25 protein-coding genes and 1 tRNA gene are annotated in these 22,155 nt (G+C 59.8%); 22 read left to right on the top strand and 4 right to left on the bottom strand.

Features of this window, described 5'->3' with window-relative positions:
• Positions 1–291: 291 nt before the first annotated feature.
• The 13 genes from AAID99_RS11080 to AAID99_RS11020 all read left to right on the top strand — a co-directional run bounded on the left by AAID99_RS11080 (position 292) and on the right by AAID99_RS11020 (position 13,228).
• On the top strand, positions 292–2,925 hold the full coding sequence (locus AAID99_RS11080) for a penicillin-binding protein 1A (protein ID WP_498494297.1): 2,634 nt from the start codon (positions 292–294) through the stop codon (positions 2,923–2,925).
• A gap of 29 nt (positions 2,926–2,954) precedes the next feature.
• Positions 2,955–4,086, top strand: a protein-coding gene (prfB, locus tag AAID99_RS11075) for a peptide chain release factor 2 (RefSeq protein ID WP_188425487.1) whose coding sequence is annotated in 2 segments (ribosomal slippage) — positions 2,955–3,023 and positions 3,025–4,086 — 1,131 coding nt in all. Because the reading frame shifts where the segments join, the coding sequence is not laid out codon by codon here.
• A 387-nt stretch (positions 4,087–4,473) separates the two neighbouring features.
• Complete coding sequence (locus tag AAID99_RS11070; protein WP_188425488.1) at positions 4,474–5,136, top strand: energy transducer TonB; 663 nt, start codon at positions 4,474–4,476, stop codon at positions 5,134–5,136.
• A 198-nt stretch (positions 5,137–5,334) separates the two neighbouring features.
• Positions 5,335–6,399 carry a MotA/TolQ/ExbB proton channel family protein gene (locus AAID99_RS11065; protein WP_498493873.1) on the top strand — a complete coding sequence of 355 codons (1,065 nt, stop codon included), beginning with the start codon at positions 5,335–5,337 and terminating at the stop codon, positions 6,397–6,399.
• A gap of 2 nt (positions 6,400–6,401) precedes the next feature.
• The gene (locus tag AAID99_RS11060; RefSeq protein ID WP_188425490.1) at positions 6,402–6,824 is read left to right on the top strand and encodes an ExbD/TolR family protein; all 423 of its coding nucleotides are present in this window, start codon (positions 6,402–6,404) and stop codon (positions 6,822–6,824) included.
• Positions 6,825–6,938: 114 nt separating this feature from the next.
• The gene (locus AAID99_RS11055) at positions 6,939–7,373 is read left to right on the top strand and encodes an ExbD/TolR family protein (protein ID WP_188425491.1); all 435 of its coding nucleotides are present in this window, start codon (positions 6,939–6,941) and stop codon (positions 7,371–7,373) included.
• Positions 7,374–8,630 (top strand): hypothetical protein, encoded by a 1,257-nt coding sequence (locus AAID99_RS11050; RefSeq protein ID WP_498493871.1) that lies wholly within the window; start codon positions 7,374–7,376, stop codon positions 8,628–8,630. It abuts the gene before it with no gap.
• 100 nt (positions 8,631–8,730) lie between these two features.
• Positions 8,731–9,495, top strand: a complete 765-nt coding sequence (locus tag AAID99_RS11045) for a response regulator (RefSeq protein ID WP_188425492.1) — start codon at positions 8,731–8,733, stop codon at positions 9,493–9,495.
• Between the two features lie 6 nt (positions 9,496–9,501).
• Positions 9,502–10,863, top strand: coding sequence for an ATP-binding protein (locus AAID99_RS11040; protein WP_188425493.1), 1,362 nt, complete (start codon positions 9,502–9,504; stop codon positions 10,861–10,863).
• A gap of 74 nt (positions 10,864–10,937) precedes the next feature.
• Positions 10,938–11,501, top strand: a complete 564-nt coding sequence (locus AAID99_RS11035; protein ID WP_188425494.1) for a NifU family protein — start codon at positions 10,938–10,940, stop codon at positions 11,499–11,501.
• Between the two features lie 31 nt (positions 11,502–11,532).
• Positions 11,533–12,123, top strand: a complete 591-nt coding sequence (locus AAID99_RS11030) for a malonic semialdehyde reductase (protein ID WP_498494295.1) — start codon at positions 11,533–11,535, stop codon at positions 12,121–12,123.
• Complete coding sequence (locus AAID99_RS11025) at positions 12,123–12,767, top strand: tRNA threonylcarbamoyladenosine biosynthesis protein TsaB (RefSeq protein ID WP_498493869.1); 645 nt, start codon at positions 12,123–12,125, stop codon at positions 12,765–12,767. Before AAID99_RS11030 ends, AAID99_RS11025 begins: the two co-directional genes overlap by 1 nt.
• Positions 12,764–13,228, top strand: a complete 465-nt coding sequence (locus AAID99_RS11020) for a GNAT family N-acetyltransferase (RefSeq protein ID WP_498493868.1) — start codon at positions 12,764–12,766, stop codon at positions 13,226–13,228. The genes AAID99_RS11025 and AAID99_RS11020 overlap by 4 nt, the downstream gene beginning before the upstream one ends.
• On the opposite strand, the gene AAID99_RS11015 is transcribed toward AAID99_RS11020, so the two are convergent.
• Positions 13,201–13,434: a sulfurtransferase TusA family protein gene (locus tag AAID99_RS11015; protein WP_498493866.1), complete on the bottom strand. Its 234-nt coding sequence runs from the start codon at positions 13,432–13,434 to the stop codon at positions 13,201–13,203. The two genes, AAID99_RS11020 and AAID99_RS11015, sit on opposite strands and share 28 nt — an antisense overlap.
• A gap of 96 nt (positions 13,435–13,530) precedes the next feature.
• On the opposite strand from AAID99_RS11015, the gene AAID99_RS11010 reads away from it, so the two are divergent.
• The 5 genes from AAID99_RS11010 (at position 13,531) to AAID99_RS10990 (ending at position 17,471) form a co-directional block, all read left to right on the top strand.
• A complete protein-coding gene (locus AAID99_RS11010; protein ID WP_498493864.1) occupies positions 13,531–13,929 on the top strand; it encodes a Ros/MucR family transcriptional regulator in 399 nt (132 codons plus the stop codon).
• A gap of 66 nt (positions 13,930–13,995) precedes the next feature.
• Positions 13,996–14,490: a Fur family transcriptional regulator gene (locus tag AAID99_RS11005; protein ID WP_332363069.1), complete on the top strand. Its 495-nt coding sequence runs from the start codon at positions 13,996–13,998 to the stop codon at positions 14,488–14,490.
• A 23-nt stretch (positions 14,491–14,513) separates the two neighbouring features.
• Positions 14,514–15,386: a GNAT family N-acetyltransferase gene (locus AAID99_RS11000; protein ID WP_188425827.1), complete on the top strand. Its 873-nt coding sequence runs from the start codon at positions 14,514–14,516 to the stop codon at positions 15,384–15,386.
• A 78-nt stretch (positions 15,387–15,464) separates the two neighbouring features.
• Entirely contained in the window at positions 15,465–16,928 is a 1,464-nt protein-coding gene (gene lnt / locus AAID99_RS10995; RefSeq protein ID WP_498493863.1) for an apolipoprotein N-acyltransferase, read from the top strand.
• A 63-nt stretch (positions 16,929–16,991) separates the two neighbouring features.
• Positions 16,992–17,471, top strand: a complete 480-nt coding sequence (locus tag AAID99_RS10990) for a helix-turn-helix domain-containing protein (RefSeq protein ID WP_188425500.1) — start codon at positions 16,992–16,994, stop codon at positions 17,469–17,471.
• Between the two features lie 19 nt (positions 17,472–17,490).
• On the opposite strand, the gene AAID99_RS10985 is transcribed toward AAID99_RS10990, so the two are convergent.
• Complete coding sequence (locus AAID99_RS10985) at positions 17,491–18,153, bottom strand: tyrosine-protein phosphatase (protein WP_498493862.1); 663 nt, start codon at positions 18,151–18,153, stop codon at positions 17,491–17,493.
• 93 nt (positions 18,154–18,246) lie between these two features.
• On the opposite strand from AAID99_RS10985, the gene AAID99_RS10980 reads away from it, so the two are divergent.
• Together AAID99_RS10980 and AAID99_RS10975 are read left to right on the top strand one after the other, a co-directional pair.
• Positions 18,247–18,558, top strand: coding sequence for a hypothetical protein (locus AAID99_RS10980; RefSeq protein ID WP_498493861.1), 312 nt, complete (start codon positions 18,247–18,249; stop codon positions 18,556–18,558).
• The gene (locus AAID99_RS10975) at positions 18,551–19,297 is read left to right on the top strand and encodes a class I SAM-dependent methyltransferase (protein ID WP_498493860.1); all 747 of its coding nucleotides are present in this window, start codon (positions 18,551–18,553) and stop codon (positions 19,295–19,297) included. Before AAID99_RS10980 ends, AAID99_RS10975 begins: the two co-directional genes overlap by 8 nt.
• 33 nt (positions 19,298–19,330) lie before the next feature.
• Here AAID99_RS10975 and AAID99_RS10970 read toward each other — a convergent pair whose 3' ends face one another.
• Both AAID99_RS10970 and AAID99_RS10965 read right to left on the bottom strand, forming a co-directional pair.
• Complete coding sequence (locus AAID99_RS10970) at positions 19,331–19,510, bottom strand: Trm112 family protein (protein ID WP_188425828.1); 180 nt, start codon at positions 19,508–19,510, stop codon at positions 19,331–19,333.
• A gap of 111 nt (positions 19,511–19,621) precedes the next feature.
• Entirely contained in the window at positions 19,622–20,578 is a 957-nt protein-coding gene (locus AAID99_RS10965; RefSeq protein WP_188425504.1) for a tetratricopeptide repeat protein, read from the bottom strand.
• A gap of 194 nt (positions 20,579–20,772) precedes the next feature.
• Between AAID99_RS10965 and AAID99_RS10960 the strand changes: the two genes are divergently transcribed.
• Together AAID99_RS10960 and AAID99_RS10955 are read left to right on the top strand one after the other, a co-directional pair.
• Positions 20,773–20,847 (top strand) — tRNA-Gly (locus tag AAID99_RS10960).
• A gap of 322 nt (positions 20,848–21,169) precedes the next feature.
• Positions 21,170–22,099, top strand: coding sequence for a hypothetical protein (locus AAID99_RS10955; protein WP_188425505.1), 930 nt, complete (start codon positions 21,170–21,172; stop codon positions 22,097–22,099).
• Positions 22,100–22,155 lie beyond the last annotated feature (56 nt).

Genomic DNA, 22,155 nt, shown 5'->3' with positions numbered 1-22,155 from the left:
CCCGTCTCTGAACCGCCTGATCCAGCATGGTGCGTGCATATCAAAAAGGCAGATTTGAGGTTGCCCGTGCAGGGGCGCCGAAGAAACCCGGCAGGCGATGAGACGCTCGTGTCCCTTGATGAAACCGTGCCATAATGGTTGCCCTATCCCAAGTTTGCGGGGGGCGACGTGCTCCCTCAAGGCTGCTAAACGATTCTCATGATCCGAGCCTCTACTGCCCTCTCATCCGACACGTTCTCATCCCTGTGGCTTTCCACTGCGACCGGTGGTGGCACTTCAGCGACTGCGCCAATGGTCGGACGGCGCGGCGGTGGGCGCAACGGGCCGCCGCGCGGACCACGCTTCCGTCGCTGGCGTCAGGGTCTGGCCATTGCGGTCGGCGTCATGCTGGTCGGTGTGGCCGGGTCGGGGCTTTTTGTCTGGCATCAGTATGAGCAGATCGCTTCCGACCTGCCGAGTGTCGACACGCTCAAGACCTATCAGCCGCCCACGGTCAGCCGGATCTATACGTCTGATGACCGGATCATGGCCGAGCTTGCCGCCGAGCGCCGGATCTATATTCCGATCAACGCCATTCCCGAGCGCGTGAAGAACGCCTTCATCGCGCCGGAAGACCAGAATTTCTATACCCATGCCGGGCTTGATCCACTGGCGATCCTGCGTGCCGAGCTGACCAACCTGACGCATCGCAGCAAGCGTGCCCTGGGGGCCTCGACCATCACGCAGCAGGTGGCGCGCAACATGCTGCTCAACAGCAATGCGCGCACCCTCGAGCGCAAGGAGAAAGAGGCACTCCTCGCCCTGCGTATCGAGCAGACGCTCAGCAAGGACAAGATTCTCGAGATCTACCTCAACGGTATCTATCTCGGTAACGGCGCCTATGGCGTTGCGGCGGCCGCACAGACCTATTTCAACAAGCCACTCGACCAGCTGACCGATGCCGAAGCGGCCTTTCTGGGGGCGCTGCCGAAATCGCCCGCAAACTACAATCCCTATCGCCATCCCGAGCGGGCTATCGAACGCCGTAACTGGGTGCTCGACCGGATGGCAGAAATTCATGCCATCACGCGAGAGGCTGCAGAGGCCGGGCAGAAAGAGCCGCTCATCCCGCATGATGCGGTGCGCTTCGGCCCACTGCCCAATGCCGAGTGGTTCGGCAGCGAAGTTCGTCGCCAGCTCATAGACCGCTACGGTCCTGACCGGGCCATGCAGGGCGGGCTTGAGGTGCATACCAGCCTCGACCGCAAGCTTCAGGATGCGGCAACTCTCAGCCTGCGGCAGGGCCTCATGGACTATGACCGCAGCCATAGTCGCTGGCGTGGTCCGGTCACGAAGCTGCATGATCCGGGCGCCATTGCAGGCTGGGCCACGGCGCTTAAAGATATCACGCCTCCTGCTGGCATGATCGACCAGTGGCGCCTGGCCGTTGTCCTCAAACCCGCCCAGGGCCGTGTGGGCTGGCTTTCGCATGGCGAGGCACAGGAAGGACAGGTCCTGCCGAGGGATCTTGGCTGGATGCGCAGTGGTGGCGCTCTGGCGGCTGGCGACGTGATCATGATCGAGCCGCAGGCTGAACCGGGCCGTGTGGCGGTGCGTCAGGTGCCAAAAGTCGAAGGCGCTCTCGTCAGTCTCGACGCACGCACAGGGCGTGTTCTTGCCATGGTGGGCGGCTGGTCGTTCAAGGAGTCGCAGTTCAACCGTGCAACGCAGGCACTTCGTCAACCAGGTTCATCCTTCAAGCCCTTCGTCTATCTCGATGCGATGGAGCAGGGGATTCCGCCGTCGGAGAAATTCGACGATGCCCCTGTCTCCTATGGCGACTGGCACCCGAAGAACTACGAAGAGGATAACTGGGGCCCGACCACGCTGCATGACGCACTGCGTGAAAGCCGCAACCTCGTCACCATTCGTCTTGCCGCCCATCTGGGTATGAAATCCGTGGCTGACATGGCCATCTCCATCGGTCTTGTCGACCAGATGCCGCATGTGCTGCCAGCAGCGCTCGGTGCGGTTGAGACCACGGTGCTGCGTGAAGCAGGGGCCTATGCGACCATCGCCAATGGCGGCAAGCTTGTCACGCCGTCGCTGATCGATGCCGTCCTCGACCGGGACGGCACCGTGCTCTGGAAACCCGAGGGCGTGTCTCTTGGCACCACCATGCAGGCACCCAACCAGACAGCTGTCATTGCCCCCGCCCTTCCGGCCACGCCCGATGCCGGTGTGCCGCCGGCAACGCCGCCGGTTGCGCTTGTGCAGCCGGCTGTGACCCAGCCCGTGGCAGGCAGTGTAGAAGTGCCGCATCTGCAGGACAACCGGCGTCAGGTCGCAAGCGCTGCGAGCACCTATCAGATCACGGCAATGATGCAGGATGTCATCAAGCGTGGCACCGGCACGATCGCAGGACAGGGCATCACGCGCGAGATCGCGGGCAAGACCGGCACCAGCCAGGATTTCCGCGATGCCTGGTTTGCCGGTTTTACGCCCGATATCGTCACCATCGTCTGGGTTGGGTTCGACACACCGCAATCCCTCGGCAAGAGCGAGACTGGCGGGCGTATCGCGGGTCCGATCTGGAACCGCTTCATGAAGGTCGCGCTCGAAGGCCGGCCCGAACTCAAATTTCGTGTGCCCGAAGGCGTGACACTGGCCCGCTACGACACGGGCCGCCTCATGGCGGTGGACGGGTTCAAGGCCGATCAGGTGCCAGGCATGAGCATCGCGCTGCACGGCTTCGGTGCCGGTACCGAGGCGCTGACAGCTGCCGATACAGGGACCGATCTGTACGATACGGAAACCGATATGGCCGGGGCAGCCAGTCAGGCGGGTTTGGGCGACCCCAATGGCGAGAATTCGGGCGCCCCCAAGAAACTTCAGGCCCCCAATGCGCAACCTCCGGGTGACATCGGCATGGGCGGGCTTTATTGAGGCACAAACCTTTTCTGGGAGCATGAACAATGTCGGCCGAAACCGAGGCCCTATCGGAGCAGATCAAGCAGTCGGTGGCACTGCTGAGGAGGCATCTTTGACTGGGATGCAGCACAGACACGACTCGCGGAACTCAATCACCGCGTAGAAGACCCCGACCTCTGGAACGATGCCGACGCTGCACAGAAGCTGATGCGTGAACGCACGCTTCTGGCGACGCAGATCGAAGGCGTCGAGAAGATCGAACGCGACACCGTCGATATGCTCGAACTCGTCGAACTGGCCGAGGAAGAGCAGGATCAGGACACCGTGGCCGAAGCCGTGGCAACCCTGCGCAAGCTGGCCGAGCAGGCCAATGCCCGTCAGATCGAGAGCCTGCTCTCGGGCGAGGCGGACAGCAATGACTGCTATATCGAGGTCAATGCAGGCGCTGGCGGCACGGAGGCCCAGGACTGGGCCGAGATGATGCTGCGCATGTACACCCGCTGGGCAGAGCAGCGCGGCTACAAGGTGACGGTCATGGAAACCAGCGAAGGCGAACAGGCGGGCATCAAATCCGCCACGCTGCTGGTGACGGGTGCCAATGCCTATGGCTGGCTCAAGACAGAGGCCGGTGTGCATCGCCTGGTGCGCATCTCGCCCTTCGATGCGGCAGCGCGTCGTCAGACGTCGTTTGCCTCTGTCTGGGTCTATCCGGTGGTGGATGACACGATCGAGATCGAGGTCAATGACAGCGATCTGAAGGTCGATACCTTCCGCGCTTCCGGCGCCGGTGGGCAGCACGTCAACAAGACCGATTCGGCGATTCGCATCACCCATATCCCGACGGGAATTGTGGTGGCGTGTCAGACCGACCGTTCGCAGCACCGCAACCGTGCCACAGCCATGCAGATGCTGAAGGCCCGCATGTATGAAGCAGAGCTTCAGAAGCGCGAGGCGGCGGCGGCGCAGACCGAGGCGGCCAAGACCGATATCGGCTGGGGGCACCAGATTCGCTCATACGTTCTGGCACCGTATCAGTTGGTGAAGGATCTGCGCACAGGCGTGGAAAAGGGTAATCCAGACGCAGTTCTGGATGGAGCGCTGGACGATTTCATGTCTGCTGCTCTGGCACAGCGCGTGGGTGCAACGCGCTCGGAAGCAAGCGCCACAGCTCAATAAGCTGGGCTATGGAGGAGGGGCTGAATCTCTTGCTACGCAAGACTTTCAGCCCCTTTTTTCGTCTTTCATAAATATTACTCTTGCAGTGAATTAATGTTCCGTTTCACTGTGTCTCAAAGTGTCGTGTCGCTGGTATGCAAACCAACGCGCTCCGGGAAAACGGCACGAACGAAACGAAACTGACTTGACAGCAGTGCCTTACCTTTGCCCAATTTGCACGGGAGCCATGCGTCAGAAGCATGGTAAACATTTCGGGATGTGTCGGCCAAACTGACGCTTGACCGGAACGCAAGTCGCATGGGGCGGTTGCGATAATTTCAAGTCGGTCCGCCCCTCTCGCAAGAGAGGTGTGGGGCACAGGACAGAGGGTTTGGAGTGACACAACCGATGAACTACGCCGAGCAGGAGCGACGCCCGACGAAGTACATCGTCGGCATCGCAATCGCTGTGCTCTTCCACGTCGTTGTGATCTACGCCTTGGTGAATGGTCTGGGTTCGAAAATCGTCGAACAGTTCCATCCGCCGATCAAGACGAAGATCATTACGGAACCGAAGAAGCCACCGCCGCCGCCGCCGCCACCGCCGCCGCCGCAGATGACGACGCCGCCGCCGCCGTATATTCCGCCGCCGAAGATCCAGATTCAGCCGCCGCCGCAGAAGCACGTGATCAAGCAGGTGACGCATGAGAAGCCGCCGGCACCAATGCCGCCTGCGACTGTCTCGGCTCCGCCCACGCCGTCCGCGCCTGTAGGTCCGCCGGTTCCTGACCACTCCGCTGGCGCTGTGCCGATCAACGGTGCGAAGCCTGTCTTCCCTGAGGAAATGCTCGAGGAAAACCGTGAGGGTAGTGTGACAGTGGCCTGCGACATCGACACGACGGGCAAGCCGTCCAACTGTCAGGTGCTGAACTCCTCCGGTGGCCACGCCTTCGTGGAAGCCGCGATGGAATTCCTTCGCAAGGCCCGTTACCAGCCCGCCGTCACCAACGGTCAGGCCGTGGTCGAGCATCACCATACCCTGCACATCAATTTCGCCCTAGGCGACGACTGAGTGCGGACCGGTCGGGTTCCCCCCGACCGGAAATAGAGAATGGGGTGAGGGGTCCGCAGGATCTTTCCGCCCGGCGGGGACGGGGGCAGGCAGCCTCCGCGCCCCGGATAGTGAGAAACCAAGCCGCTCCCCCCAGAATGGGGCGGCACTGCCAGAGTCCTTCTTGATAGGGGCTCTTTTTCAGAGGATTTGGAGTTAATGACGAGACTGTTCCGCCTTCCCGCTCTCGCCGCCCCGGCCCTGGCAGTCACGCTTGCCGTGGCGCAAGGTGTGGTCGTGCCGGCCGTTGCTCTTGCTCAGGACGCCCCGGCTGCCCAGCCCGCTCCGGCTGCACCGCAGGCAGCGCCTGACGCCGCAGCTCCTGCTGCGCCCGCACCTGATGCAGCCGCTCCTGCTGCCCCGGGCGCTCCGGCACCTGACGCGGCTGCTCCGGCTCCGGGTGCACCGGCTCCTGACGCCGCAGCCCCTGCCGCTCCGGCTCCCGATGCCGCTGCTCCGGCTCCGGAAGCTGCTGCTGACACGGCTGCTCCGAAGTCTCAGGAAAACCCGTACGGTCTGGGCGCCCTGTGGTCCGGCGGTGACGTGATTTCCCGTAGCGTTCTGATCATCATGGTGATCATGTCCGCAGGTACCTGGATCATCATGGTCACGAAGTTCATGGAGCAGGCCAAGGTATTTGGTGCTTCCAAGGAAGCCGCTCGTGAATTCTGGACCAAGCCGACCGTTCAGGAAGGTGCTGCTGCCCTGAAGCCGGCTTCGCCGTTCCGCTACATCGCAGAGACGGGTATCGTTGCTGCAGAGCATCATGAAGGCTCGATGCGCGACGCCATCGACCTGCACAGCTGGACCGCGATGTCCGTGCAGCGTTCGGTCGACACCATCAACACGCGTCTGCAGGGCGGCCTGGCCTTCCTCGGCACCGTGGGTTCGACCTCGCCGTTCGTCGGTCTGTTCGGCACCGTCTGGGGTATCTATCACGCTCTGACCGCCATCGGCATCGCAGGCCAGGCATCGATCGACAAGGTTGCCGGTCCGGTTGGTGAATCGCTCATCATGACGGCTATCGGTCTTGCTACCGCTGTTCCGGCCGTTCTGGGCTACAACCTGCTCGTTCGTCGCAACAAGGGCGCCATGGACCGCGTGCGCAACTTCGCCGCCGACGTTCAGTCTGTTCTGCTGGGTGGCTTCCGTCACGGCGTAACGCCGACGACCGGTGGTGACCACAGCCCGATGACCACGACCACCAGCTCGCGAGTTGCCTGATCATGGCAATGAACGTCGGTGGGGGTGGTGAAGAAGACGAAGTCGTCTCGGCGATCAACACGACGCCGCTCGTCGACGTGATGCTTGTTCTTCTCATCATCTTCCTGATCACCATCCCGGTTGCGACGCATTCCGTGAAGGTGCAGCTGCCGCGCGACGCCAACCAGCCGACCCAGACCAAGCCAGGCAACGTTGTCCTGGCGGTCACGGCGAATGGTCAGGCGTACTGGAACGAGATTCCTTTGCGCGGTCATCAGGATCTGCTCGATCGTCTCGAGAAGGTCGCAGTCATCAAGCCGCAGCCCCAGATCCAGATCCGGGGCGACGGCAAGGCACGGTACGAAGCTGTCGGCAAGGTCGTTGCTACATGCCAGGAAGCTGGCATCTACCACATCGACTTTATCACCGAGCAGCCTCACTCCTGATCCCGGTCAGGGCCCCAGCTACAGGAAGACCCCGCTCACAGGGCAGGGTCTTCCGGCTCCGTTTTTTCCAGAATCCGGCCTCTGCCGGTTTTCCGCCTGTTGGAGAGTTCTCTCATGGCCATGAGCGTCGGATCCGACAGCACGCATGAAGACGAGGGCATCGTCGATATCAACACGACGCCCCTGATTGACGTCATGCTCGTGCTGCTCATCATGCTGATCATCACCATCCCGCTCCAGACCCATTCGGTCGCGCTGGACCTGCCGCAGGGCAACCCGCCGCCGAGCACGGAAGAGCCCAAGGTTGTCACGGTTGCGATCGATTTCGATAACTCGATCAGCTGGAATGGTGCCCCCATTTCGTCCGAGGCCGATCTCCAGGCTCATTTCATGGATGCAGCCAATCAGCCTGATCAGCCTGAAATGCATATTCACCCCAATCGTCTGGCCGACTACAAGACGGTAGCTCACGTGCTCGCCGACGCTCAGCGTCTGGGCGTCACCAAGCTCGGTATCGTTGGTCAAGACCAGTTCATGGAAGGACAGTAAGTGCGTTTTCCCCGTTGTTCTCGCGCCCTCCTTGCAGCCAGCTCGCTTCTGGCGGTTTCCTCTTCCGTTCCCGTCATCGGTGCCTGGGTGGCCCCTGCCGCTTACGCTGAAGACCAGCTGAGCGCCAAGGTTGGTAAGCCGCTCCAAGAGGCGCAATCGGCTCTGGGTGCGAAAAACTATGCCAAGGCCATGGCTGCCGTTGATGCTGCCGATGCCCTGCCGGGGAAAACCGAATACGAGAAATACACCATTGCCCAGATGCGCGCGGCTGTTGCTGCGTCGTCGGGTGATGTGGCGGCTGCGTCGAAGGCCTATGATGTTCTCATCGCCTCGTCGCGCACGCCTGCTGCTGCCAAGCAGCAGATGCTCATGGCCAATGCGACCATGGCGTATAACGCCAAGGATTATGCTCACGCTGTGCCGGCTATCGAGCGCTATCTGAAGATCGCCGGCCCCAATGCGCAGATGCAGGCTCTTCTGGTGCAGGCCTATTACCTGCAGCAGGATTACAAGAATGCTGCCCGTGTCCAGCAGGATCAGATCGACGCCGAAATCAAGGCGAAGCACGTCCCCAGCGAGAACCAGCTTCAGTTCCTAGCGACCTGCTATCATCAGATGAAGGATTCGGCCAACGAGACGCATGCCTATGTGCTGCTGGCCAAGTTCTACTCAAAGCCTGATTACTGGGCGATGCTGATCCATAATCTCGCGGCTGACCCGCAGATGCCGGATGCGCTGCAGTTCAATCTAGAGCGCCTGCGCATGGCGACCGGTGTTCTCAAGGACCCCTCTGACTATATGGATATGGTTGAGCGCGCGGTTCAGGCAGGTCTGCCCCAGCTCGGTCTCAACCTGATGGATCAGGCCTATGCGTCTGGTGCGCTGGGCAAGGATGCCGGCGCCGCCCGCGAGGCACGCCTGAAAGCCATGGTCGTCAAGCGTGTTGCCGAGACAAAGGCCAGCCTTGCGGCTGATGCCGATGCGGCCCGCAAGATGCCCAACGCGGCCCCGTCACTCACGGCAGGCTATAACCTGGTGCTGAATGGTCAGGTCGATGCCGGTCTTGCGTTGATGCGTGAAGGCTTGGCCAAAAAACCGGCCGCGCCGGAAGGAGCCAAGCTTCAATACGGCATGGCGCAGATGGATGGTGGTCGCAAGGACGACGCCGTCAAGACTTTTGCTGGTGTCCATGGCGACCACGGATCTGCGGATCTGGCTCAGCTTTGGACGCTTCTTGTAACGAAACCATCAAAGTGAGGTAAAGCGCGTGTAAACGCGCTCCCAACGGTTGTCCTTGCGCCGTGGTAGACATAGATTGTATCAAATCTCGTTTACCACAGCATGATCGATGGGATAAATGACGACAGTAACTCCAGCTCCTGACCTGCCGGCTCGTATCCTTATCGTTGAAGACGACCCCGGCATGCGAACCCTGATCCAGCGCGCCCTTCAGGGCGATGGTTTCCGGGTTCGCAGTGTGGCTTCAGGAGATGAGATGTGGGACGCCCTCGCAGTCGGTCCGGTAGACCTTCTGGTGATGGATGTGATGCTCCCCAAGACCAGTGGCATTGAACTCTGCCGTGCCATCCGCAACGGCCAGGGAACCAACCATCCGGGCGAATCGCCTCTCGCCCAGACCCCCATCATCATGGTTTCCGCACGCGGTGAAGAGCGTGACCGCGTTCTCGGCCTCGAGATCGGTGCCGATGACTACGTGGCTAAGCCCTTCGGCCAGCGCGAGCTTCTTGCCCGTGTGCGCGCTGTCCTGCGCCGCGGCCAGGGTGCAGCGCCGACCGAAGTTTCCCGCAAGGAAACCATCCTGTTTGCAGGCTGGAAGCTCGATCTGCGCCGTCGCGAACTGACCGACCCGTCCGGGGCCGTCGTCGATATTTCAGGCGCAGAGCATGATCTGCTCATCAGCTTCCTCGACAACCCCCAGCGTGTCATCGCTCGTGATCGTCTGCTCGAACTGTCGCGCACACGTCTGGGCGATGTTTCAGATCGCAGCATCGACGTTCTGGTCAGCCGCCTGCGTCGCAAGCTCGGCGCCGATGCTGACGCGTTGATTCGTACGGTGCGTGGCCTCGGCTATATCTTTGTCGCTGAAGTCGAGCGCGTCTGAGGGTAAATGCCTTTCACCCTGGGAGGGGGCAGCACGCCCCGCATCATTCGTCTCTGGCCTGTCGGGCTTGTGGGGCGTGTCAGCGTCGTGCTGTTGGCGGCAGTCATTCTCGTCTTTGTGGCCAGTGCGTTCTTCTATGAGGAAGCCGAAACCTATATCGACGATGACAGCCGCATTACCCAGCTTGCCGAAGAGCTGAGTACCGATCTCAGGGTGTTGCGTACAACCCCGATCAGCCAGCGCGGGCTGCTGGGGGCGCTGCTTTCAGACAACGGAATCAGCGTGGCCTGGCGGTCAGCCAATCAGAGTTTCGAGCGCGATCAGCCCCATCGGCTGCGTCATGTCGAAGACAGCCTGATCGCCAATGATCGCGATCTGGCGCGGGCCGATCTTCATGTCTGGGCCGATCGCGCCGATTCATCGAGCATCCACGGCACCTTGCAGCTGGCTGATGGCAGCCGCCTTGTCTTCAATGTGCCCGGTATTCTGAAGCATCGTCATATGACGGGTGGCCTGGCCTCTGCGGCGATTACGGCCAGTGCCGTCGCGATTGCAGCAGCCATGATCGTGCGGTCGCTCAGCACCCCGCTGAGGGCGCTGGCGGAGGTGGCCGATAGCATCGCCAAATCCGATGACATGCAATGGACGATGGTCGATGAGCGTGGGCCGCGAGAAGTGCGTGGTCTGGCCAATGCAATCAACAAGATGCAGCATCGCATTCGTCGCCTTATCAATGACCGCACCGAAATTCTGGCCGCCGTATCGCATGATCTGCGAACACCTCTGGCGCGTCTGAGACTGCGCGCCGGCTTCATGGACGACGAGGAAACACAGGCAGCCATTGAGGCCGATATCGATGAGATGGAGGCCATGGTGACAGGCGTGCTTGCCTATCTGGCTGGCGATCTCGATCCCGAGCCGGTCAAGCAGGTCGATCTCGTGGCCATACTCAATACCCTGCTCGACTCACAGAGCGATCGGGGCAGGGAGACGAGCTATACCGGCCCTGACCGTTGTCAGGCCTGGGTGCGACCGCTTGCCATCAAGCGTGTCTTTGCCAATCTCATTGATAATGCCTGCAATTATGGTGGCGATGCCCATGTCACGCTCGAAACCGCGGGGCAGGCAGCCATAATATCGGTCGTCGATGATGGTCCCGGCATTCCCGAAGCCGAACTCGAAAAGGTACTTTCTGCTTTCTATCGTGTCGAGGGGTCGCGCTCTCGTGCGACGGGCGGCATGGGGCTAGGGCTTGCCATCGTTACCCGCGAGGTGGGCCGCGCCAGAGGCAAGGTTGATCTGCACAACGTGCCGGGTCGCGGACTTTGCGTTCAGATCACGCTTCCTCTTGGGGCCGCAAAGGTCTGAATTCGGGATAAGGGACTTGCGTAGTCGCGATTGATGGCACATCTCACAGCGACAACTGCAAATTGAGAGTCGTGATGTTCATCGAGACCGAGGATACACCAAACCCCGCCACCTTGAAATTCTTGCCCGGTCGCGCCGTGACCGGCCATCGCGGGACGGCCGATTTTGCCGAGGCCAAGGCAGCAGAGGGGCGCTCTCCCCTGGCGACGACGCTGTTCGATGTGAACGGTGTCTGTGGCGTTTTCCTCGGGGCCGATTTTATCTCTGTCACCAAGACAGATGAGTTCAGCTGGAACACGCTCAAGCCGCTGCTTCTTGCCGCCATCACCAGTCATTTCGAGTCGGGCGCGCCCAGCCTTGAGGCCGCTGCCGAGACGCAGGAAGAAGCGATTGCGCCGGAAGATGAGGCTGTTGTCGCCCAGATTCGCGAATTGCTCGATACACGCGTTCGCCCTGCCGTTGCGGGGGATGGTGGTGATATCGTATTCAGGGGCTACCGTGATGGCGTTGTGCGCCTGACGATGCAGGGTGCCTGTGCGGGCTGTCCTTCTTCGCGTGCAACACTCAAGCACGGTGTAGAGAACATGCTGCGCCACTACGTTCCTGAAGTGGTGGCCGTCGAACAGGTTGAGGATTGAAGACGTGAGCGAGACCCATCCAGAGACCATCATGACGGCCCCCCTGGATGAGACTTCACTCGATCAACTCTTCCGCCACGCGCGCTCGCCGCGTGGCTGGTCCGACCTGCCGGTCGAGCGTGAAACGCTTGTTGCGCTCTATGACCTGCTCAAGCTCGGACCGACTTCAGGCAATTGCTGCCCGGCGCGCTTTGTTTTCCTGACATCCGATGACATGAAGGAGCGACTCAGACCGGCTCTCTCATCCGGTAATATCGCGCTCTGTCTGCAGGCGCCTGTCGTGGTGCTCGTGTGCCACGACCCACTTTTCTTCGAGCATTTGCCAAGGCTGAGTCGCGAAGCCGATCTGCGTAACTGGTTTGCCGCCGATGTTGGCTTGTCGGAAGAAACGGCCTTTCGCAATGGCTCCCTTCAGGGAGGCTATCTGATCCTGGTGGCCCGCGCCCTGGGCCTGTCCGTGGCGCCATTCTCCGGTTTCGATTCATACGCTGTGGAAGAGATTTTCCTCGGTGACACAGGGTGGCGGATCAATTTCATAGCCGGGCTCGGTTATCCCGATGCCCAGGCTCTGCCCGAGCGTGCCATGCGTCTGGGCTTTGACGAGAGCTGTCTCGTTCTCTGATGCAGGCAGATGGTGCAACGCGCAGTCTGGTGCTGAATGGCGCCACGCTTGGTGCCGGGTCATGTGGCGATGTGGCGGCTTTTCTCGGGAGTGAGTGCGTCGCCCAGGAACATCTGGAGGGGGTCGGGGCAACCGCCTCTCTGGCCGCTACCTGCCAGAACCTGCTTCGCACGCTCGGTTGGCAAAAGGGTCCTCATCGCATCATCGCCGTTACCGGGCCCGGGTCATTTACCGGGCTGCGGGCCAGTCTGGCTCTTGCCGATGGTCTGGCATTCGGCTTTGGAGCGACCCTTCATGGCGTGACAACCGGGCAATGCTTCAGATCCAATCCCGCATGGGAAAACAGTATCTGTGTGACGCAGGCAAGGCGGAACAGGATCTATGTCGAGTTTCAGGACGGCAGATTCTGGGCTGGTGCTCCTGACGAACTTGCCCTGCCAGAGGGCAGTTGCGTGATCGGGAACGGGGCTTCCCTGCTCCAGAGTGCAGACCTTGCACGTATCGATGTGGTGCAGCCTGATATTGCCCTGATCTTTGAAGCCGGATCACGAATACCCGCCAGCGGTCCTTTGCAGCCCTTTTATATCGATGCGCCAGAAGCCAAGCCGCCTGCGCAGGGCCTGCGGCCTGCGCCGCTTCCTTGACCGGTTCTCCGGCCTGCATCCCAGCAGGGCCTTCTCATGCTTCGCTGCTTTCTGATCTGCATTCCGCCTGCTTTGAGGAAGACGAGCGCTGGAATGAAGACGCTTTCTCGGGACTGTTTGCGACCCCCGGTATCATGGCGTGGGTTATTGTGGTCGGCGAAGATTCAGCCGGGCTGCTGATGCTGCGGCAGAGCGCCGACGAAGCCGAAATTCTGACTCTGGGTGTTCACCCCCGATATCGAAGGAAAAACCTGGCAGCGCAACTGCTGGTCGCAGGCTGCGCAGCGCTCAGAGCGCGCGACGTGACCACCCTTTTTCTCGAGGTCTCAGTCAGGAATGATGCGGCGAAGGCACTTTATCTGAAGCACGGCTTCATTCTGTGCGGGCGCAGAAAGGCGTATTATCCCGACGGGAGTGACGCATCAGTCCTGAGCTACGATTTGACGAGCATCACGCGGTAATCAGCTATCGTATCTTCGCCGAGCGGCTGACAGTCACTTTCCTGCCCAAGTGTTCTGAGAAGAATTTCCACATTCCGTCTCGTTTCTTCGCCGCGTAAAATAATTTCCAATGCTTCACCGGGACTGCTTTTATCCAGAGCAAGTCTGACGTGAACCGTCGTCATGGGGCAGGTCTTGTCACGGATGTCGATTGTTTTTAACGGCATAATATTTAAACTTTACGAATAGTTGTTATATTTTCTTGAATTCATTTTACCAATCAGTATATCTTTCCTCGAATACGTTCTTTGGGGAGAATTCACATGTCCGACGATCCGGATAACTTGACCCTTCAAAAGCTAACTACACAGATTATTTCCGCTTATGTAACTCATAACGAAATTGCTGGTCTGGATCTACCAAACCTGATCCGTTCGGTGCATCAGACGCTCTCAAGTGTTGCCCATACCAAGCCCGAGACCGTCAAGCCAACTCCGGCAGTCCCTCCCAAGAAATCAGTCTTTCCCGATTACATCATTTGCCTTGAAGACGGAAAAAAGCTGAAATTACTGCGTCGTCATTTGCAGACAGTGTACGATATGACGCCTCAGCAATACCGTGAGCGCTGGGATCTGCCACCCGAGTATCCGATGGTCGCCCCAAATTACGCCAGTCACCGTTCGAATCTTGCCCGCAAAATCGGCCTGGGTCACAGACGGTGAGAAAGCCGCCCTTTGCCTGCCACTTAACGTTGGCAAAGGGTTCGTTTTTCGGCTACGCCCTATTTTATGGTATCTGAAGCGAAAGCTGACGCAAAGCGAAGCGGGCGGGCTCAGGATGAGTCGCGCATCGGTCAATTATGCATCGAACGTGGCCTGAAAATGACAGGGCAGCGTCGCGTTATCGCGCGCGTTCTGTCAGAGGCTGAAGATCACCCCGATGTCGAGGAGCTGTATCGCCGCGCGTCACAGCTCGATAGCCGGATCTCGATCGCCACGGTCTATCGCACGGTCAGATTGCTCGAGGAAAAAGGCATTCTCGAGCGTCGTGATTTCGGCGGCGGTCGTGCGCGCTATGAGGCCAGTGAGCCGGGTCACCAGCATCATTATCACCTTATCGACGTCGATAGCGGCCATGTCGTGGAATTTGAGGATGAGGAACATGCAGCCCTGATGGAGACGCTCGCGCGCCGTCTTGGCTTCGATCTGGTTTCCCATCGTCTCGAACTTTTTGGTCGCCGTCTGCCGCAGAAGGCAGGTGAGCCGACAGGTCAGGACGGATGAACGCCAAACCTTCGCACGCCGAGATGTTTCGCCTTCTGGTGACAGATGGCGACAGCACGGGAGCGTCCAGTCAGTCACTCTCGACACTTGATCTGGCGCGGGATGCCTTTCCTGAATTACGCGGCGGGCAGTTGGGTGTCAGGATCGCGACAACCGATGCCGAGCGCGAGGCAGCGCAGGCGCTGCGCTATCGCGTCTTTTTTGAAGAGATGGGTGCGCGCGCCGATGAACGCACCGCCCGGCTGAAGCGCGATATCGACGATTTCGATGAAGTGGCCGACCACCTGCTGGTTATCGACCATGCCGTCTCTTCCGGAGCGGAAGGTGTGGTGGGCACCTATCGTCTGCTCACCAGTGACAAGGCAGCCCTCCTTGGGCGTTACTACACGTCCAGCGAATACGATATTTCCCCCCTGACCGAGTTTCCGGGGCGCCTGCTGGAGGTTGGTCGCTCCTGCGTCGATCAGCGTTATCGCGGTCGTTCGGCCATGCAGCTCCTCTGGCGGGGAATCGCCTCCTACATTTTCCTGCATCGGATCGATGTGCTGTTCGGCTGTGCCAGTCTGCCCGGTACCAATCCGGAGTTGATGGCAGACGAACTGACCTATCTCTATCATAACCATCTGGCGCCTCCGGCGCTGCGTATCCGTGCCCTGCCAGATCGTTATGTCGATATGCAGCGTAGTGATCCGCATCTGCTTGATCACCGTAAATGTCTCTCCAGATTGCCGCCTCTCATCAAGGGGTATCTGCGTCTGGGTGGTTTCATTGGTGACGGCGCTGTCGTCGATGAGCAATTCAACACGACGGATGTTGCCGTTCTCGTCAAAAGCGAGCTTCTGGCGGATAAATATTACCGTCACTATGAGCGTCGCTTGAGGGACGCTCTCGAATAAAACCAGGAGCAAACTGTGACTTACCGGCTCTGGAATTCTCCTTTCCCGCCGAGCCGGCTTCCATTTTCCACCGGGAAAATGATTCTGGCTGATCTTCTCGTCGGGGCGTTTGCAGCCCTGGCGCTTCCGCCCCTCTTTTTTCTGCCGGCACTGGCACTCGGGCTTCTCTACCTTTATCGCTGCACCCAGGATGCGTCGAGCGCCCGACAGCTGGCTCTCCACGCCTTCTTCTTCGGCCTTGGCTACCATACCCTGGCGCTTTCCTGGCTGACCAATGCCATCCTGACCCGCGCCCATGAGTTCTGGTGGGCTGTGCCTATCGCTGCGCCCGGATGTGCCCTGATTCTGGCTCCGCTTACCGTGGTGCCCGTCCTGCTGTGTCGTCTGGCGCCTTCCGGTCTGTCCAGAATGATTCTGCTTGCAGCGCTCTGGACACTCGCCGACATGGCACGTGTCTTTATCTTCACAGGCTTCCCCTGGAACCCGACAGGCAGCGTTTTCGAGCTTCCCGGTCTGGCAGGAGACATCCTGATCCAGCCTGCGGCCTATATCGGCGTCGACGGGTTGAGTTTTCTCGCTGTTCTCACCGGTCTCCTCGTGTGGCACTCCCGCCGGGCGCGCATTTTTCTAGGCATCTTCTATGCCGCATGGATCGGGGCAGGCTGGTATCGCCTCTCTCATCCGACCCTGCTTCCGGTAACCAATCCGGTGGTCGCCCTGCTGCAGGGCAATGTGCAGGAACGTGATATTCTCTCGCGTTCGGGAGCGCTGGATGCGTTCAGGCTCTATCTGCGTCTGACGAATGAAGGGGTCGCCCGGGCGCGTGAAGTGGCCGCGGATCGCAGCGTCGTCTATCTCTGGCCTGAATCCGGATTTCCAGGGCTGCTGGATGAGGATGAAGCCGCGCGTCGGCTGATCGCGCAGGCCGCAGACGGTGCGTGGGGCATGATCGGGTCTGATCGGCGCGATACCCAGAACCGCTTTTACAACAGTGTCATGGCGCTGGACGAGAGCGGCAAGATTGCAGCGGTCTATGACAAGGCGACACTCGTTCCGTTTGGTGAGTACCAGCCGCGCTTCATTCCGTTCAACCTTCTGCCTGACCAGCTGACACCCGGTCGCGGCCTCGCAACCTGGTCCCTTCCTGCTATGGGGCAAGTGGGCCCCATGGTGTGCTACGAGATTATTTTCTCGGGGCATGTCATCGGGCCAAGCCGACCCAGCTGGCTGGCCAATGTCACCAACGATGCGTGGTTCGGCAATAGTGCCGGACCGCGCCAGCATCTCGCCACGGCCAGAATGCGCGCCGTCGAAGAGGGGCTTCCGGTCGCTCAGGCGGCAAATATGGGTATCACCGCGGCATTCGATGCTTCGGGTCACGAACTGGGTCGTCTGTCCTGGGGGCATGCAGACAGTCTGGTCATTGCCTTACCTTCGCCTCAGCCACCGACCATCTTTGCCCGCTATGGAAGGAATCTGCCGCTAGTTCTCTGTGCTTTTGGGGTTTTTCTGGCTGTTTTCCTTGGGCGCCAGCGAAGATAGATAATAAAAGGTTAATGGATTACGATTGGCACCTGTGATTAACCCCAGTATGAGTCCTTGTGTATGAGTAATACCACGAAAAGCGCTTCGGCCGCGGGTCCGATAGACGCCCTTGTGGGAGCGCGTATTCGGCTTCGACGGACTCTTCTGGGTATCTCTCAGGAGAAGCTTGGCGCAGCACTTGGATTGACCTTCCAGCAGGTGCAGAAATACGAGCGTGGTGCCAACAAGGTTGGTGCCAGCCGTCTCTACGAGATGTCGCGCGTATTGAACGTGCCGATAGGGTTCTTTTTTGATGATCTAGCAGGTGTCAGGCCGTCGAACCCGGGATTTTCTCCGCAGGGCGCGGGGTTCTCCGAGGTGCCGCCAGGCTTCAATGGCAAAGGAAGCGAGATGGGGCGTGATGCATCGCGTTTTGCGGCGAAAGGCTCTGATCTTGACGAGTCATCGTTGGAGCTTCTCCGGGCGTTTCAACGCATTTCCGACGAGCGTGTCAGGCGACAGCTCGTTAATCTCGTGAAAAGCATGGCCTCGCCCGAATAGGGCGTGCGCCCTGCAGGTTCTATTCCCGACGCAGAACCTGATCCGTAAGAAAAGATGCCAGTTTGCCGGCCACGAAATCCTGCTTGAGCTGAACCTCGTCATATTCGTGCTCGACCCAGTCGAGAAACGGAACTCGACCTTCGGCCTGCCTCTGATAGCGCAGAACGAAGGCGTCCAAAATGCCGGTACGGGCGCGATTAAAATGGCCAAAACGCCAATGGAGCTGCTTGAGCGCCTCGGCTGCAGAGCCTCCCTCAAAGAGAATGACCAGAGCAGAGGCCAGACCGGCGCGATCGGCACCCGACTTGCAATGCATGAGCATTGGCATGTCGATGGATTTATAGAGACCGGCAAAGCGCAAGATGCGATCGCGATGAGGGGCGCCACGGCTTTCAAAGGCCATGTCGACATGGGCAAGACCAAGGTTCTGTGCGGCATCGCGAGAAAGCGCGTCAGAGCCACAGCGCCGATGACCGCGCAGATTGACCAGCGTATGCAGTCCCAGGCGGCGCTTCAGACGCGCGAGCCTTGCCGGCGTCGGGTGATTGCAGCGATAGACCTTGCCCGGCACCACAGTTGCCAGATTGGTCCAGGGTAGGCGAAAGATCGCATGATCGACAAACAGGCTGTCGATCCACGCCCTGCGGCGACCACGGGGTGAGGCAAGCGATCCATCGAACACGAAACTCTCTCCTTGAGACAATTCGCCCTGCCTGCCGCAGCGGCGCCCATCCGTCAATTGCCGCGCGTGAGTGGGGTTGATACAACTCATTGCATGCGTGCCTTTTCGCTTCTCTTCTTGATGACGGTTCTTACCGGCTGCGCGGCAGAGACGTTCGGCCCGCCCAGGCCTGATCTGGCTGTCAACGGCCCGCCCGGCCATCCGCCGGGGCGACCGCCTCATCGTGACCGTATGGCCCGCGCCTATGCTTCGTTGCCCATCGCCATTCCAGGTATGGATGGGCAGTCTGGCCCGCCAATGCTGCCCGGGCTTGCAACAGAGACGGTTACCAGTGAGGTCAAACCGCAATACGCGGTGCCTGACGCAGAAGTCTCTTACGGCAAGAAGGATGTGGGGCATGAGTGAGTTCGTGACCGGGCAATATGACCCGCGTGCACGCGATTACGTGCAGAGTGCGGTCCATGCCGCGGGTGCAGATCTGGATCATATGGCTGCCCTTGTCAAAGCATCAGAGGCGCGCGTTGTTCTTGATCTCGGTTGTGGGGGAGGGCATGTCAGCTACGCTGTCGCGCCGCATGTCGATCGGGTTGTGGCGTATGACCCGACACGCAGCATGGCGCGGGCGGTGCAGGAAGAAGCGCACAAGCGTGGCCTTGTCCAGCTGAGCCCGGTTTGCGGTTATGCCGAGAGCCTGCCATTTGCTGCTTCATCGTTCGATGCTGTTCTGAGTCGCTTCAGTGCGCATCACTGGGCCGATCTGGAAACGGGGCTGAGTGAATGGAGGCGGGTCCTGCGTCACGGCGGCACAGGGATTCTGGTCGATACGGTCGCCCCGGAAAATGCCATGGCCGATTCGGTGCTGCAGACCATAGAAACGCTGCGCGACCCGTCTCACATGCGCAATTACAAGGTATCGGAGTGGCGCCGTCTGCTTGCCGCTGCCGGTTTTCAGGTCGAGGCCGTCACCAACAGGCGGCTGCGCCTCGATTTCGCGTCCTGGGTGGCGCGTACGAAAACGCCAGACCTGCATCAGCAGGCCATTCTTTCCCTGCAGCGTGCGACCAGCCCCTCTGTCAGGGAAATGCTGGAAATCGACGAAGATGGCAGTTTCACGCTGGACACGGCCCTGTTCGTCCTGCGCTGACCCCTTGTGGGGTCGCGCCTGCAAATCTGCCTGTCAGTCCGAAATATGACGTGCTTCTTCTGGCAGCATCACCGGAATGCCGTCGCGAACGGGATAGGCCAGCCCGGCCCCCTTGCTGATGAGTTCCTGCGCATCGCGGTCATAGACCAGCGCTTCTTTGGTGACCGGGCAAACCAGCATGGAGAGAAGGCGTGGGTCGAGATCCTGAGCCATGTTCGAAATCCTGAAATGTTGAGAGGCCGTATCGCCGGGGCGTCTGTTCATGAAACATGACGCCTCGCCTGGGGAAATCCGGCCCTGATCTGTGATAGGGCCGGAGAAGGCTCAGGAAAAGAGCAGGGCGGAGAGCTTGCGACGGGCCGGAAGTGTTGCCGGGTCGCTGTTTCCCCAAGCTTCGAAGAAGCGCAACAGTTCGGCCTTGGCGGCACCTTCATTCCATTCACGGTCCTGGCGCAGGATCGACAGCAATGTGTCGGCAGCTTCCGCCTTGTCACCCGCGCCGTTCAGCGCACCCGCAAGACGAAAGCGCAGGGCGAGGTCATCAGGCGCGGCGGCACATTCAGCGCGAAGCCCGTCCAGAGCCGAGGCAGCCTGACGGCTTTCCTTGTGAAGGGCCAGAGCAGAGCGGGCACCGGAGACGCTGGGGTGCTCTGCCAGCTTGGGCGGCACCTGACTCAGGGCTTCATCGGCACCTTCATCGTCATCGAGAGCGATCAGGGCACGGATCATGCCTCCCCAGCCTTCGGGGTTCTCTGGTTCCATTTCCAGCAGTGACGCATAGAGACTGGCCGCTTCTGCCGCCTCGCCGTCCTGCAGGGCAGCATTAGCGGCAGCAAGCAGATCGGCGCTTGGCATGGTGGCGCCTGTCGCCTTGAGGACCTGCTCTATGAAGCGACGCACTTCGCTCTCAGGCTGGGCGCCCTGCATGATGTCGAGAATCTGTCCCTTGTAGAAAGCAGCGACCAGCGGGATCGACTGAATGGGCAGGCCGATCTGTCCGAGCTGTGCAGCCAGCGCCGCATTGGCTTCGACATCGACCTTGACCAGCTTGACCCGGCCGCCAGCCGCCGTGACGGCGCGTTCAAGAATGGGCGTGAGCTGTTTGCATGGCCCGCACCAGGGGGCCCAGAAATCGACCAGTACCGGAAGCTGGCGGCTGGCCTCCAGCACTTCTGGCATGAAGCTGCGCTGGTCGGCATCGACGATCATGGCGCCAGCATTCTGGGGGGCGCCCGTTACACCCTGCGGCTGGGGAGGGTTCTGCCCGATGATGTAATCCATGGAATCTCTCTGTTCTAAGGCGATGCCGGTGAGGGGCTTTGCCGCCCGGTAAGCTTGGCTACAAGATTGTTCTGAAGCCCTTAGGAAGCAAGTCCGACAGGGCCTGACGCAGGGAAAGTGAAAAAAAACGCGTTTTTTGAAAAAACCCTCTTGCGCCATAACGCTGTAGGCAATATTAACCCGTCCAACGGAACGCGGGCGTAGCTCAGGGGTAGAGCACAACCTTGCCAAGGTTGGGGTCGTGGGTTCGAATCCCATCGCCCGCTCCAGACAAGACTTTCATTTGTCTGGAGCGGCGCTTCCGAAATCCAGAATAAAATCGAATACAGCAAAATGAGTTGCAGTGATTACTTTCTCACTTTTGCGTGAGGCGGTTCCTGTATAACCCTTGCCTGTTAATGAACCTGTCTCCCTGTGCAGAAAATACCGCCGGGATAACGGTTGCGTTCATAAAATAAGAAATTAAACCGTTGCGAAGAAACAAAAGAACAGCACGGCGTAATTTTGAGACAAAATCCCACTTTTGCAAAAATAAGTCGTCCAGTCTTGTCTGGATTACCTCGCTTATTCGTGATCGCTTTTGCTTTTTGCATGACGATTTCGGCGCGTGCCTCTGATGACGAGCCGCAACCTAAACGCGAGCAATGGTATACTGGCTCGCTCATCTCGCCATCTGGTCCGCAGTTCAAGGCGGGTGTGCTCGGGATCGAACCGTATCTCACCTATAATCAGGCAGTCGATTATCTCGGGGCCAACGGCTCGAGTGCGCCGATGGATGGTGGACAGAGAACCATCAGCAACTCGACCATGGTGAAATATGGTCTGACCGATCATATCAGTATCCAGATCTTCCCCGCGATCAGCTATGGCTGGAAGAAACATGACGGCAATACGAGCGGGCTCAAATTCGGCGACATGCCGGTCGATTTCCTGTGGCGCTTCCTCGATCCTGATCCCAAACGCTATATTCCGGTCATGAGCCTTTTTGTCGGCATGCTCATGCCGACAGGCGATTACTCGCAGCTTGGCCGCAGCCAGGATGGTGTGGGTAATGGCGCCTATGTCTTTCGTACGGCCCTGGTCGAGCAATCGACCTATGAACTGCCCCATGACTACACGCTGCGTCTGCGCATGTGGGGCACGTTCCGGCGTGCGGTCTCTTCCGCACAGCTGCAGGACATGACGAGTTATGGCACGACCAAGGGCTTTGTCGGGCGCGGGCGCCCCGGCATGAACGGTCAGACCGGCTTTTCACTCGAGTTCGGTTTCAACCAGCGTCTCGTGCTGGCGGTCGATATGGTGCGCGACTGGTCCAACGGGTCGCGGGTCTGGGGCTCCTATCGTGACGGACGACGCATTGACCGTATCGGGGCCTCGTCAGGCGACTGGATGGTGGCGCCAGCCCTCGAATACAGCTGGTCACCACGCTTTGGTGTGATTGCAGGCGCCTCGACCTTTTTTGCAGGCCACAATACCAGTCTGACCGTTTCGCCACAGATTGCCGTCAACATGATGTTCTGACGGCGTCAGCTGTCGTTTGCCGGGCTTGTGGGCTTGCCTTGCGACAGGGAGCGCGT

It is taken from the genome of Asaia sp. Ae19-3, assembly GCF_059801175.1.
The sequence above is the reverse complement of the archived record's forward strand: the minus strand, read 5'-3'. Positions and strand labels throughout refer to the sequence as shown.